The sequence below is a fragment of the Pedobacter miscanthi genome, from assembly GCF_032678605.1.
Classification (GTDB): domain Bacteria; phylum Bacteroidota; class Bacteroidia; order Sphingobacteriales; family Sphingobacteriaceae; genus Pedobacter; species Pedobacter miscanthi_A.
In genome coordinates, this window is the sequence record NZ_JAVTSU010000002.1 from 192,994 (window position 1) to 206,299 (window position 13,306).

Here is a 13,306-nt window from a genome sequence, read left to right on the forward strand (position 1 = left end):
CTTTTCAGTTGATTATTATGCATAATAAAGAAGCTAGAACAAAAATTAATTATTCTCTAATTCAATAATTAGCTATGGCACTTCATAACGATTTAGGTAAAGAAGGCGAGCGTATTGCCAAAAAATATCTCGAAGATCAGGGATATGAGGTTTTGGATGAAAACTGGACGCATGGCAAAGCCGAGATTGATTTAATTGTTTATAAAAACGGAATCATGGTTTTTGTAGAAGTGAAATCACGGAGTTCTGTTGCTTTTGGTGAACCAGAAGAATTTGTGCAAAAAGCCAAGCAGGTACAGATGGAATTGGCTGCTAATGCTTATATTGACATGATGAACCATCAAAATGATATCCGTTTTGATATTATTGCAATTACATTTACAAAAAATAAAAATTATAATTTAAACCATATAGAAGATGCGTTTTGGCCTGAAGATTAACCCCATTAAAAATTTCATATTGATCGGAACTGTACTTGCTTTTGTAAGTTCCTGTAAAGAAAGTACCACCACAACCTATCGTAGTTTTCTTTCACCAATGACTGGTTTAAACGTGCCATCGGGGAATGAATTTGATGTTAAAGTGCAGTTTGGTGCCGAGCAGAAGGTAGACTCGGTAGTTTATCTGATTGATACGGTTAAAATTACTTCTAAAACCGATACCGCTGGCATAAAACTTAAAACTGCCGGATTAAAATTAGGTAACCATCTGTTAACTGCAAAAATATTTGGCGAAGGTAAATCAGAAGATTTAACTTCTAATATCAATGTGCTGGCAGCCCAGTCTCCAACAGAATATACTTATAAAGTAATTAAAACCTTGCCCCACGATACCGCTTCGTATGTGGAGGGGTTAGAATATCATGATGGCTTTTTCTACGAAAGTGCCGGCGATTACGGTCATTCGAGTTTACGCAAAGTAGATCCATCTACAGGAAAAATCCTTCAGAAAGCAGATTTAGATAAACAGTATTTTGGAGAAGGCATAACCGTTATCGGAAACAAAATTATCCAATTAACCTACCGCGAAAAAGTGGGTTTTGTTTATGATAAAGCCACCTTTAAAAAACTTGGTGAATTTCCGTATACTCATGGAAGACAGGAGGGATGGGGTTTGTTTTTTGACGGACAAAAAGTATTGAACACGGATGGTTCTAACACCATCTTTTTCCTGAATAAAGACACTTATCAAAAAACTGGATCGATTGATGTTTATGATAACAAAGGTGCTATTCAAAACCTCAATGAACTTGAAGTGATAGATGGAAAAATCTATGCAAACGTATATACTACAAATGAAATTCTGATTATTAATGCTGAAACCGGTGCCGTAGAAGGCAAGATCGATTTATCTGGGTTATTACCAGCTGATTACTTTAAAACCGAAGATGCGAAGGCTAATAATGTATTAAATGGAATAGCTTACGATAAAGCAACCAAAAGGCTTTTTGTTGCCGGCAAAAAATGGCCCCATATTTTTCAGATTGAGTTGGTGAAGAAATAAAATACCTTAATTCCTCACAGTAATGTCACGTTGAGCTTGTCGAAACGCCTTCCATAAATTTATAGTAGGTCTTTCGACAAGCTACGATTGACAGAATTAAACTCAGGCGTCATTTCGACTGAAGTGCAGCGAAATGGAGAAATCTATTACATTAGATTTCTCCTCATGCAGCGTTTTTTTTTTTTCACTTGTTTTGTTTTTTTTAATTGTGTTTAAGCTAGCTCTGCTGGTCTTTTTGATGCCAAAAAGATAGAGTCCTTCGGCGGCGGCGAGTCGGGGCAAGGCTGCGCAGCAGGGCAAAAAATCAATTAGCATTTCGGTCGGTGAGACACCGACCAATAGTATAATGGAGAGATCCATTACAAGTAGCAATTCCTAGATAGATTTCTCGACTACGCTACCATTGACAGATCATAAGAAAAGTCGTCATTGCTTCGTCGGCTGAAAAAGCCTTCTCGCAATGACGAAATATGGCGTTTAAATCTTATTATTAATCCTTTTTCTTCGGTTCTGCTAAATAACCATTAAAAAGGATTGGTTGCTTATTGATGCTGCTGGCCGTTAACTGGGCATAACCATTGGTAGAAATATTGATGGTAAACCGGTAATTTTCCCGTTGTACATCTTTCGTATTAATTTGGATGGTATATGCACCCTTTTTACTTTTCGATTCCGTATAAGTAAAGTTTTTAGAGGTAAACTTAATGCCACCCTGGCTCGGATCGATCGGCGCGGAATATGATCTTCCATAATAAGGCAGAAAAGCCACTACACTATCTTTGGTAACCCTCACATCGTATTGTGATCCGCTAAGGTTGATAGCCGAACCACCCTGACTGCCGGGCATCATGGCGAGCACCCTGCTTACATCAATGTTCGACATCGGGATTGCTGTATTGGCAATAAAAGTATAATTCTTATCAGCTACAATTTTAACTGTAGTTTCTTTATCGGTTTGGGCAAATGATCGAACCCCGATGGTAAGAAAAACAAGGCCCAATATTAAATTTAAACGTTTCATAATGTGTGTTTTAAATGTGTAACAATTTAAAGATGCACAGACTTGAAAGATTCCATAATAGTGCCAAAAATGGATTGTAGTATAAATTTAACGAATTTAGAATTGATATTACGGATTTACTTTTGCCGAATAAGCCGATTGATATAGCGCATTGTCTTTTTCATCTTCTGAGGCACCCATTGCCGTAAATTTATACTTCCCGGCAGGAATGTTATTGAACTCAATTTCTCCGTTTTCATTAGTCATCAATGTGATTGAGTTGCTTCCTGGATTTTTGCCCCCCTTAATTACTATGCCACCTATTGGTGAACCTGCCACCCTCGAATTTGGGTTGGTTGAAGGCACAGAAACTACAAATTTATAATTTGCCGTAGCTGGGTTATTAAATTCGATCTCACCATTTTCATTGGTGATCAACGTCATTATTCCTCCGGCGTTTTTGCTTCCCTTTATTATAATGCCTCCAATAGGCTGTCCCGCTGTAAAGTTGATCTCGCCGGTTGCCGCATCCAGTTTCCCTTTAATCGATTTCATAATGCAGGGGAAATGCGATGCAGGATAGCTAAGTTTACAATACTCACAGTAATGCCCTTCAGGTGCTTTGGTTTTTAATGGTATAGTTGATTGTTGAGTTTCTGTTAATGTGGTCGTTTTAACCTGAGCCAGGACAATAAATGAAGTAAACAGCAGGAATGCCGCTATAACAGCTCTTTTTTTCATTGATATTCGATTAGAACTGTAAAATTAATCAAAATATATGGCTCTTACCAGTTTTACAGCTACTAATGGCTTTGATACCTATATTGATTACTTCTTTTTTGAAGCTTTCGCGTAAGGATTAAAATCCAGGGCAAGCTTAACCCAAAAATCGAGTTCATCATTGCGGCCCAATACATCTTCTGAAACTGAAATATAACCCTTCATCGGTCTGCCACCCATTACCATTTGTTCCCAGCCATCCTTATCGGATAAGTTATCGAGATCATTTGGATCAAGCCGCACCATCATGCCCTCTTTAGAAACACCTATGCACATTTTCCCGTTCACCATAAAAACCAATCCGGTAAACATCAGTTTTTCTTCCACATCCGGTATGTGCATTAAACGTTCGGCCACGCGCAGGGCAAGGGTTTCGTTGTAAGTTCTCATATTTATTGACGTATAGTGGTAAACAAAAACAATTTAATCTTTAACTTTCATTCGCAAAAGATAAATTAATTAAATTTGCATCATGTTGTTAAACTGCTATCAGGAAGAATTATTAGAGGCTGGATGTGACGAGGCCGGAAGGGGTTGCCTTGCCGGACCTGTTTTTGCAGCCGCAGTAATTTTGCCGAAAGGTTTCGTGCTCGAAGGCTTAAACGATTCTAAACAGTTATCACATGATCAAAGAGCTTTATTAAGGCCAATTATCGAAAAGGAAGCTTTGGCCTGGGCTGTTGCTTCCTGCGATCATGAAGAAATAGACCGCATTAATATTTTAAATGCTTCGTTTCTGGCCATGCACAGGGCAATTGAAAAATTGCGTACCCAGCCACAATACCTTGTTATTGACGGGAACCGTTTTAAAACCTATCCGCAGATTCCACATAGCTGTATTGTTAAAGGAGATGGTAAATATTTAAATATCGCTGCAGCATCAATATTGGCAAAAACACACCGCGATGAATTCATGACCAATCTGCACATTGATTATCCGCATTATAACTGGCAGCAGAATAAGGGTTATCCAACAACGGCGCATCGTAGAGCCGTGATCGAGATAGGATTATCACCCTTTCACCGCAAAACTTTTAATGTAAGCGACCCACAGTTAGATCTGTTTTCAAAAAACGCCTAAAATTTCGTAATTTCACAACATTGTGAAAATTCTGTTGATTACTAAGCGGATTCCCTTTCCGCCAAATAGTGGTTATCCTATTGTGGTTTATAATACCATAAAAGGTTTGCTGCAGCTTGGCGCAGATATTACTTTGTTTAGCCTCAATCCCACAAAAGGCCGCATCGATATTGAAGATATTTACGATCCTATTTTCGAACAGATTAAATACCATACTTACGATTTAGATACAGAGGTAAATGTGTGGTCGGCATTTTTTAACATTTTTACCAACGAATCCTATAACGTTTCACGCTACTACAGCGAAGATGCCGCAAGACAGTTGGAAAGCCTTCTGCGAGAAAATGCTTTCGATATTATTCAGTTCGAAGGCCTTTTTGTAGTACCCTATTTGGATGTGGTAAAGGCAAATAGCAATGCCAAACTGATTTACAGGGCGCATAATATTGAGTTTACGCTTTGGGAACGCCTTTCGCATTCGGAAAAGTTTCTTATTCGTCGTAAGTACCTTGCTTTTTTGGCACAGCGGCTTAAAGCTTACGAAACAGATCAGATTAACCGTTTTCACCATATTTTTGCCATTAGCGAGCCGGACAGGCAGAGTATATTACGCTTTGGCTGTGAAGTGCCGATGTCGGTTTTTCCGGTGGCCATTGATCTGGAAAAATACAAAGTAGATAAAACCAAAACCAGTTTCCCAACACTTTTTCATTTAGGCGCGATGGATTGGCGGCCTAATCAGGAAGGTTTAGAATGGTTTCTGGATGATATCTGGCCTGATATTGAAAAGTTGAATAAAGACCTTCGTTTTTACATCGCAGGAAAAAATATGCAGAAACATTTCTTCGAATACGATTCAGAAAACTTGATTGTAGAAGGAGAGGTTTTTGATGCTGTAGAGTTTATGAATTCCAAAGCCATTATGATTGTGCCATTAATTTCAGGTACCGGAATGCGGGTTAAAATCATAGAAGGTATGGCCATGAAAAAGTGTATTATTGCCACCACTACTGCTGCTGAGGGGATCAATTGTAAACATGGACATGATATTTTAATAGCCGATTCGGCAGATGAATTCTACCGATCTATTTTGCAGTGTATCATTAATCCTAAACGCTGGATGGAAATAGGGGAAAACGCACGAAAAACAGTAGAAAACGACCATGGTGTTCATCTGATCTCGAGTAAAATGCTGAAAATTTACGAGGAATTGGTCAAGGTATATTAGGTCATTGCTTAAATATTTTGATTAACAAAAAGTTAGTTCAGGTTATACTTGCTTAATACGTGATCAAAGTTTCTAGATTTTATAAAATTCTGTTTTTTCTTATTCACTTTTATGATCTCTACAAAGCCCAAACTAACTAACGTTTTCATATCAGTTCTTGCCGAATAATTTGAAATATTAAATCTGGATTCCATCTCTTTAATATTTAATATCCTGTCGGAATCTTCGTGTAAAATCTTCAATATTTGAGCCATTCGATCATTAACACCCGGAATTTTCATAAATCTAGCTGCCTGGAAAACTTCTCTTTGTTTTTTTCCTATATATTCTTTCAATGCTTCGTAAGCTTTCTCCATTGTTTTAATATGATAGGTTAGAAAATACCCTAAATCATTTTCATCTGTTTCCGAGTAAACATAAGCTTTTTCATATTGTGATTTTGTGTCTTTTATGATTCTGGAGATAGAGAGGTACTCCGTCAACCAATAGCCATTTTTTAGCATAAACCAATAAAATATAGTCCTTGCCGTTCTTCCATTGCCGTCTGTAAAAGGATGTATCCATCCAATCATAAAATGAATAATGCAACCCTTTATAATGGGATGAATAAACTTTTCATTTTCAGTATTAAAAAAACTACATAAATCTGTCATTAATGTTTTTAATTCTGAAGCTGGGGGTGGCGTATGTACAATTTCTCCGTCTAAATGATTAATAACATATATATTATCATTATCTCTCAACGCTCCTTCATCCTTAGAATTATCTAATGTGTTATGCGAAATTAGTTCATGGATATAGAGTATTTTTTCTAGACTAATCTCATCATTTTTGTTTTGTACTATATGTTTCATGGTAATGAAATTGTTCATTATCATTTGTTCTGATTTGTTTTTAGGCCGCTTTTCCTGTTGGATCATTTCCTTTGCCTTTTTTCTGGTGGTATTAGCACCTTCCATCTGACTGCTGGAAATAGCTTCTTCCATAATAGAGCTAATTATGAATTTTGTTTTATCTGTCTCGGCTATTCCAATATTACTGCCCAAAGTGCCTCCTATATGCATATCAAACTGATGTAGAGATTTTTGCATATAATCTGTTATCATGTACTTGAAATTATGATTTCCAAATTTTACATTTTCTCCTCTCAAGTAGCGAAATAATTTGACTGCAGCCCATAGTTCATTTGAGGTACAGTCTTTGGCATAATATTTTACTTTATCCCAATAAAGATAACCATCCTGAATTTTTTTCAATAATCCATTTTCTTGTAGTTTTACCATTAAAGGGATGGTTTCATCTTTTCTATTAAAAATTGGAGGAGTTTCAAGCATGTTAATATACTGTTTACTCAAAAATAATAAAAATAGCGAGATTTTAATATTATCTCGCTATTTTCAATTTTGAATTTCTACAAAATTGAAAATTATAATATGCAGAATATGGTCAAAATTATTGACCCGACGCTGGTAGATTATTGTGGGGGATTAAAAATTTAGGATATAGTTATAGCATCACTTAGTTAAAATCTAATCAAAACTCCTTAAAATTAACCTCAAAATTTTGTCTTTTTCTTAGTAGTTTTGCCCCCTGAAAGAATAAGGCTCAAACCGCCTAATTTACAGCTGAATAAGTTGAGTAAACAGATCGTATTGCTTCATTATCATAAAAAAAATAGATTCACGGATGAAAAACACCGCATTATCAGAAAAACACATCGCTTTAGGCGCTAAAATGGTTCCATTTGCAGGTTACAATATGCCTGTTACTTACGAAGGTATTAACGCCGAACATGCAACTGTTCGTAACGGTGTGGGTGTTTTTGATGTAAGCCACATGGGCGAATTTATCCTGAAGGGTGAAAATGCATTAGACCTTATCCAACGGGTAACCAGTAACGATGCTTCTAAATTATACGATGGAAAAGTTCAGTACTCTTGTCTGCCAAATCAAGATGGTGGAATTGTAGACGATCTTTTAGTTTACAAAATAGACGATAAAACTTACATGTTGGTGGTAAACGCATCAAACATCGAAAAAGACTGGAATTGGATTCAACAGTTTAATACTGCAGGTGTAGAAATGCATAATATTTCTGATCAGACCTCTCTGTTAGCCATTCAGGGGCCTAAAGCTGCAGATGCTTTACAAACACTTACTGATGTTGATTTGGCCTCAATGGAGTATTACACTTTTGTTAAAGGCACCTTCGCTGGTGTTGATAATGTAGTGATTTCTGCAACCGGTTATACCGGAGCGGGTGGTTTTGAGATTTATTTTGAAAACCAGTATGCTGATCAAATCTGGGATGCTATTTTTAAAGCTGGTGCACCATACAACATCCAGCCAATTGGTTTAGGAGCCCGCGATACCTTACGTTTAGAAATGGGTTTCTGCTTATACGGAAACGATATTGATGATACTACTTCGCCAATTGAAGCTGGTTTGGGTTGGATTACCAAGTTTTCTAAAACTTTTACCAATTCGGAAGCATTACTGGCTCAAAAAGAGGCTGGCATTCAAAAGAAACTGGTTGGTTTCGAAATGATCGACCGTGGTATTCCACGTCACGATTATGAAATTGCTGATGCTGAAGGGAATATCATTGGCAAGGTAACTTCTGGCACCCAGGCACCTTCATTGCAAAAAGCAATTGGTATGGGCTATGTAGCTAAAGATTTCACTAAAGAAGGAACAGAAGTTTTTATCTTGATCCGCAATACGCCAATCAAGGCAAAAGTGGTTAAGTTTCCTTTTTATAAATAGATAGAGTAAGGAGTAGCAAGTATCAAGTATCAAGATAAATTTGTCTTGCTACTTGATACTCAATACTCGCTACTTAATACTCGCTACTTAATACTCGCTACTTGATACTTTAATACTCCTCATATGTCAAAAAAAATAGAAGTTTGTTTAACACCTGCACTGATCGGTTTATACGATATCGAGCAGAGCATCGTGGTGGTTATCGATATTTTAAGAGCAACATCATCCATTACTTATGGGATAGATAATGGTGCCGAAGCGATTATTCCGGTTGCCAATGTAGAGGATTGTTTAAATTATCGAGACAGCGGATTTTTATTGGCGGCAGAAAGAAATGGAGAGGTGGTAGTAGGTTACGATTTTGGTAATTCACCTTTCTCTTACACTAAAGAAAAAGTTGGTGGAAAAACAGTCGTTTTAACAACAACCAACGGAACCAAAGCTTTGCACTTGGCGCAAAGCAGGGCTTATCAGGTGGTAATCGGATCATTCCTTAACCTGGATTCGCTTTGCGATTATTTACAAAGCCAGGATAAAAATGTGCTTTTATTATGTGCAGGGTGGAAAGATCAGTTTAATTTAGAAGATACCTTATTTGCAGGAGCGGTAGTAAATAAACTCCGTCAAAATTTCGAACATTTTGATGATTCAAGTGTGGCCGCCGAAGATTTATACCTGTTGGCTAAGGATGACTTGAGAAAATACTTGCACAAATCGTCGCATAGCCACCGCCTGGCGCAATTGAACATTGAAGAAGATGTGGTTTTTTGCTTACAGTTAAATGTTTGCCAGGCCATTCCGGTTTTAGAAGGCGAACGTTTGGTTGCTTTAAAAACTAATTAATAGTCATTGTTTTTAACGAGAATTTCTGAAAAACACATTTATAATGTGCTTTACAAATCATTAAATTTTTATTGGCGATAAAATCGCCATTTTCTTCTGTCCTTGTTACAATCGGGGACAATATTTGTCATTAAAAATCAAACTTTAAACCCAAAAAAACTGCATTTTTTCTAAAACTTGCACCATTAAATTGAGTTTCTTCCGTATTGCGGTTATTGAAATAAGCTTTGTCTACGCCAGAATAGGTATTGATATTATTGATTTTATAATAAGCTTCTACACTTAACGTTTTATTTAACGGTACTGATAGATTAATATCGCCACTTAATGAAAAAGAATTGGCTTTGTGTGTAAAACTGATAGGTTTGGCAAAATCAGGAATTAAATTCCAGTTTGCTTTAGCCGAATACCTGTAAAAGCCAGCTAAAATGGTAGCACTTAGGCTAAATCGTTTAGTATTAAAAACAAATTCGGATCCGAAATCAAAACCTTTATATCTGGCTTCATAAGTAGAATTTAAACCTCTACTGTCGGGATTATTTGCACTTTCTAACAAATAAAATTTCTGTTGATTGTAGGAAATACCAATAATAGGATTGATATTAAATTGCTCAAACGTAAATAACTGGTAACTGAACTGTAAATTGCCGTTATAAAAATAACCTTTGTTTGCATTAAGCAAATCAAAATAAAAAGCACTTTGCCTGTTGTCATCAGCATAATCAGTATCCTCAGCTTCGCCCTTAGAAATGCTGCTGTACTGGTTGCTAACCTTTACTCCAAAACGCTTGGTAATGTTATACTTAATATCCAAACCATAACTTGCTCCTTTAAGATTTTTCCAGATTAATTCTGACAAAATATTAGGATTAGTTCCATTGGCATTGCCTGCAATAGACCAATCAAACCGTGATTGCTGAAAACCGACATAAGGTTTTACATTCCATTTGTGAGGCACATCTTGTGCTGATGCATTGTAAAACAAAATAAGAATGAAGCTGGTTAGGAAGTATTTTAAAAAGGAAGTGCGCAAAGTGATCCGCATATTTAGTTTCGGTTTATACAAGGCAAAATACACATAGTGGCGAATTAAACCACTATGTGTAATGATGTTATTTTTTAAAAGGGATATACTGAAGCGATAAAGGTTTTATCGGTAGGTGATAAAACGGTGTTCCATCCCACTTCATAATCGCCGATGGTTAATTCGTTAGGAACCGAATAGTGCATAATCGATGTTTTATCGTAAGCGCTGTAGTTGGTTTGTGTAGTGCTGTATTTAGCAAAAATATTATTATCGGTTGTTGCCTGATCCCAATAATTTGGCGCAGCAGCATAATATGCATATACAGCTGGTTTATCCCATGGAATGCTAACCAATGGATGCTGATGTTCATGGATCATCCCTAAAGCATGGCCAAATTCGTGGATTACTACACGGCTATATTCCGAATCCGCGGTGTTATTGGTTAACCAACCGTAATTCATGGTTGCACCGCTGGTTGGAGTCGATTTTCCGATGTAAGACCAAGAGCCACCACTTGCAAAAGTTACCCTGATTTTAGCCGTATTATCGTTGGTTACGAAATTAAATTTGATGTTTGCATATTGTTCCCATTGTTTCGCAAACTGAATTACTTTGGCCCTAACGGTTGCAGTACCTCCATTTAAACTTACTTTAATTGTAGAACCATTAGGCCATTTTGTTGATGTGATTACAGCGCCTCTTGGTGTAGTGCCGTCTTCTAAAGATCTTTCTGTACAAATCTTGATGTTGCTAAGCTGACTAGCGCTCATGGCATCTGGTTTTTGCAGATCTGCTGTTTCCGTAGGTTTTTCTTTTTTACAAGAGAATAATATAGTAGTTAAGGCCAATGCTGTAAGCAGGCTTTTATTTAAATTTAAGAATTTCATGTTTTAGGTTTTTAGGTAAAAATTAATGATCTGTTATTTGATGGGAATCAAGTTAGAAGATCGTAAAAAAGGGAATTCTTCTTCGCTGAAAAAGAATAATTAGACTAAAAAACATAGAATGACGTTTAGGTTAATATACCCTGCATTTGCAAAGTATAATCCTAAAGTAAAATAATATTACCTAACCACCAAGATAAATGTAATATTTTTATTGCATAAGTGTACGATTAACACTATTGTATTCTATTTAATAATGTGTATAATTATGTATTATTAATAAGTCTTTATGGAAATAATTATGGTTTAGTGATCAATTCGGAAATGGTTGGGCTATTCTTAATCGTTATCAGCGCTTCTTCGTGCGCCAGCCAATAAATATCTTCTGCACGTTTCATATCAAAAGTGCTAATAGCGCCTAAACCTTTTGGCTCGATTAAAACATTACAGAATTTTGCCTTTCTTTCCATATCATGGTTGATTGACATAATGCCTGCGCGGCCCATTAAATTGGTAATACCTGTAATTTTATCAACAGGTTTAAGGTGGTTACAAGATGAGCCAATAATAAAATCGCAATCTTCCATTAAAGGTTCTACCGGGAAATTATTTAAAATACCGCCATCAACATACATTTGCCCGTCAATCATAATCGGTTTAAAAATACCCGGAATACAACTGGAAGCATGTACTGCCCTGATTAGTGGTCCTTTGGTGAAATAAACCAATCTGCCTTCGCTAAAATTTACGGCGGCAATGGTTAGCGGTATTTTTAATTTTTCAATACTATCTTCCGGGAAATATTCTTTTAAAATGAGGGCCGTATTCTCGATGTTAATTAAACCTAATGATCCTACTGCCGGGCGTACAAAACGCCAAAGTTTTGTTTTAAGGAAAATATTCAACCCTTCTTCAGGATCTATGCCTGCTGCAAAAAATGCCCCGGCTATCGCTCCTGCACTGGTACCACTAATGTGGCTAAAGGTAATACCTAAATTACTAAAGGCTTTTAAAACACCTAAATGGGCTATTCCCCTTATACCTCCGCCTGATAATACAATGCCAACTCTCATAGATTTAATTTAGGATGATTATTCAATAAATTGACTCAGGGCTGTCGACTCCTGACTCAGGACTATTTCTGTTGTTTCGGTTTGTATTTCGACTGATTTAATATTTTCTGCGCATCGTGATCTGCCATTAATTTCTGCAAAGTAACATCAGGATGCGCTGCCATATATTTCCTTACAATCTGCCAACCCATCCACACACCCAATTTTGGTGCCGAATCTCTATTTTCTCCCAAGCCTGGTGTAAAAGGTCCTTCAGATAAGAACACCTGGATTTTTTGGTAATCTGTTTCATACAGGAAATTATTCTCCAAAAAATATGCCCAAATATCACCTTCAAAATTTTGTGCCCAATCTAATTGTTGTTGCGTATAACCTATTTTGGTCGAATCGCTTAAATTTTCAGGTAAAACCTGATCGAGGAAATACAAAATTTTCCCCTGGAAAATCATTTTCGATAAAAGGGTACGGTTTTCATCCGGTTCGGCAAAAAGTTCTTCATGTGCATAGGTTTCAGCTACACGGGGCACAATATATTCAGGGGCAAACCTCCTCGAAAGATATAGAGGTACACTTTGTACAATGGCTTTGTAAAATTTACTGTCTTTACCCAGAAACATGTCCAGGCCAATGCCCAGATAATTATCGCCAACCGGCATCTGGTAAGAAAAACCCGATGCAAAGGAAATGAACCTCGGAATTTTAGTTTTTGGGTAATAATATTTGATGTATTTAAAGGTTTCATTCAAGCCCTCTTCCTGAACTTTTAAGTTAGGGAAAACGCTGTCTACTTCTTTCGTTAAATCGGTATAAGCCTGGTCATGGTATAAATTGACCAGTGATGCGGTATTAGAATATTTGCTATCCAATATCCGGTGGATAAAATCATCATAAAATACACCATATTTCTTGCTAAGCTGTTGATTAACCGCATCAATATTTTTGTTTTTTCCTGCAAATAACTCGTTATCAAATCTTTCAATCTTAATATTTACCTGTATATTACTTACATCGGGCCTGTTGCTTTGCCTGCAAGAAATAAATGTGATGGCAAAAAGAAAAATTAGATAAATTTGCCAGTGTTTTACGTTATATGTCATGTAGAACAAATATATATAATCAGT

Annotated in this window: 14 protein-coding genes; 6 read left to right on the forward strand and 8 right to left on the reverse strand. The window is 36.6% G+C overall.

Features of this window, described 5'->3' with window-relative positions; genetic code table 11:
* Positions 1-74: 74 nt before the first annotated feature.
* Both R2R28_RS03645 and R2R28_RS03650 read left to right on the forward strand, forming a co-directional pair.
* A complete protein-coding gene (locus tag R2R28_RS03645) occupies positions 75-440 on the forward strand; it encodes a YraN family protein (RefSeq protein ID WP_316824347.1) in 366 nt (121 codons plus the stop codon).
* Complete coding sequence (locus R2R28_RS03650) at positions 418-1,503, forward strand: glutaminyl-peptide cyclotransferase (RefSeq protein ID WP_316824348.1); 1,086 nt, start codon at positions 418-420, stop codon at positions 1,501-1,503. Before R2R28_RS03645 ends, R2R28_RS03650 begins: the two co-directional genes overlap by 23 nt.
* 490 nt (positions 1,504-1,993) lie before the next feature.
* Here the strand turns inward: R2R28_RS03650 and R2R28_RS03655 are convergent, their stop codons facing one another.
* The 3 genes from R2R28_RS03655 to R2R28_RS03665 form a co-directional block, all read right to left on the reverse strand.
* Entirely contained in the window at positions 1,994-2,524 is a 531-nt protein-coding gene (locus R2R28_RS03655; RefSeq protein WP_316824349.1) for a DUF4251 domain-containing protein, read from the reverse strand.
* 108 nt (positions 2,525-2,632) lie between these two features.
* Positions 2,633-3,244, reverse strand: a complete 612-nt coding sequence (locus tag R2R28_RS03660) for a hypothetical protein (RefSeq protein ID WP_316824350.1) — start codon at positions 3,242-3,244, stop codon at positions 2,633-2,635.
* Between the two features lie 87 nt (positions 3,245-3,331).
* Positions 3,332-3,673, reverse strand: a complete 342-nt coding sequence (locus R2R28_RS03665) for a TfoX/Sxy family protein (protein WP_316824351.1) — start codon at positions 3,671-3,673, stop codon at positions 3,332-3,334.
* Positions 3,674-3,755: 82 nt separating this feature from the next.
* On the opposite strand from R2R28_RS03665, the gene R2R28_RS03670 reads away from it, so the two are divergent.
* Both R2R28_RS03670 and R2R28_RS03675 read left to right on the forward strand, forming a co-directional pair.
* Positions 3,756-4,364, forward strand: coding sequence for a ribonuclease HII (locus R2R28_RS03670; RefSeq protein ID WP_316824352.1), 609 nt, complete (start codon positions 3,756-3,758; stop codon positions 4,362-4,364).
* Between the two features lie 22 nt (positions 4,365-4,386).
* On the forward strand, positions 4,387-5,592 hold the full coding sequence (locus R2R28_RS03675) for a glycosyltransferase family 4 protein (RefSeq protein WP_316824353.1): 1,206 nt from the start codon (positions 4,387-4,389) through the stop codon (positions 5,590-5,592).
* A 32-nt stretch (positions 5,593-5,624) separates the two neighbouring features.
* Here R2R28_RS03675 and R2R28_RS03680 read toward each other — a convergent pair whose 3' ends face one another.
* Positions 5,625-6,926, reverse strand: a complete 1,302-nt coding sequence (locus R2R28_RS03680) for a Fic family protein (RefSeq protein WP_316824354.1) — start codon at positions 6,924-6,926, stop codon at positions 5,625-5,627.
* A gap of 352 nt (positions 6,927-7,278) precedes the next feature.
* On the opposite strand from R2R28_RS03680, the gene gcvT reads away from it, so the two are divergent.
* Together gcvT and R2R28_RS03690 are read left to right on the forward strand one after the other, a co-directional pair.
* Positions 7,279-8,358, forward strand: coding sequence for a glycine cleavage system aminomethyltransferase GcvT (gene gcvT / locus R2R28_RS03685; RefSeq protein WP_316824355.1), 1,080 nt, complete (start codon positions 7,279-7,281; stop codon positions 8,356-8,358).
* Positions 8,359-8,481: 123 nt separating this feature from the next.
* Complete coding sequence (locus R2R28_RS03690; RefSeq protein ID WP_316824356.1) at positions 8,482-9,201, forward strand: 2-phosphosulfolactate phosphatase; 720 nt, start codon at positions 8,482-8,484, stop codon at positions 9,199-9,201.
* Positions 9,202-9,331: 130 nt separating this feature from the next.
* Here R2R28_RS03690 and R2R28_RS03695 read toward each other — a convergent pair whose 3' ends face one another.
* The 4 genes from R2R28_RS03695 to gldB form a co-directional block, all read right to left on the reverse strand.
* The gene (locus R2R28_RS03695) at positions 9,332-10,246 is read right to left on the reverse strand and encodes a hypothetical protein (protein WP_316824357.1); all 915 of its coding nucleotides are present in this window, start codon (positions 10,244-10,246) and stop codon (positions 9,332-9,334) included.
* Between the two features lie 74 nt (positions 10,247-10,320).
* Entirely contained in the window at positions 10,321-11,115 is a 795-nt protein-coding gene (locus tag R2R28_RS03700; protein ID WP_316824358.1) for a M12 family metallopeptidase, read from the reverse strand.
* Positions 11,116-11,411: 296 nt separating this feature from the next.
* Complete coding sequence (locus R2R28_RS03705; protein ID WP_316824359.1) at positions 11,412-12,185, reverse strand: patatin-like phospholipase family protein; 774 nt, start codon at positions 12,183-12,185, stop codon at positions 11,412-11,414.
* A 62-nt stretch (positions 12,186-12,247) separates the two neighbouring features.
* Positions 12,248-13,282 (reverse strand): gliding motility lipoprotein GldB, encoded by a 1,035-nt coding sequence (gldB, locus tag R2R28_RS03710; protein ID WP_316824360.1) that lies wholly within the window; start codon positions 13,280-13,282, stop codon positions 12,248-12,250.
* Positions 13,283-13,306 lie beyond the last annotated feature (24 nt).